The organism is Bacillus sp. LR--39, assembly GCF_053613335.1.
The window spans coordinates 1-572 of the sequence record NZ_JBSIOT010001327.1; the positions used below are offsets into that span (position 1 = coordinate 1).

Consider the following 572-nt stretch of genomic DNA (forward strand, 5'->3'; position numbering starts at 1 on the left):
GCCGTTTCCTCCGTGAAGGATAATTTGAAATATCGTTTGTTCCAATTCCTCGGACATTTTGGCACCCCTTTTCTATACACTGACCTGTTGACCATCGCTTGCAGCCGTTCCGGTCTCCAGTTCGCTCTCTTCTTTCAGCTTTTGTTTATCCCACATTCTAAAGAACGGATAGTATACGACAAACGAGATCAACAGATTGATCAGCTGCATGACCGCTCCGGAAATTTTCCCTCCTGTTGCCAAATATCCGGAAAAGCCGGGCGGCATCGTCCACGGCACGGCAATCCCAGCCGGCTTTGCAACAAGACCTGTGCTCATTCCAATATAGGTTGCCGTTATCATCAGCAGCGGCGACACGATGAACGGGATCAGCAGCATCGGGTTCATGACGATCGGCATGCCGAAGATAATCGGTTCGTTGATGTTAAAAACAGCGGGGCCGATGGCGAGTCTGCCGAGCTGTTTCATTTGCTTGCTTCGCGTCCTAAGAAACATCGTAATGACCAAAGCCAAAGTAGCGCCGCTGCCGCCGATGTTGATCCAAATCTCAAAAAACTGCGTCGTAAATATGT

1 protein-coding gene is annotated in these 572 nt (G+C 49.5%); it reads right to left on the minus strand.

Translation table 11 applies throughout. From position 1 onward, the window contains the following. Positions 1-72 precede the first annotated feature (72 nt). A partial coding sequence (locus tag ACWHAR_RS30280; RefSeq protein WP_452088832.1) for a PTS transporter subunit EIIC occupies positions 73-572 on the minus strand: 500 nt, incomplete at its 5' end.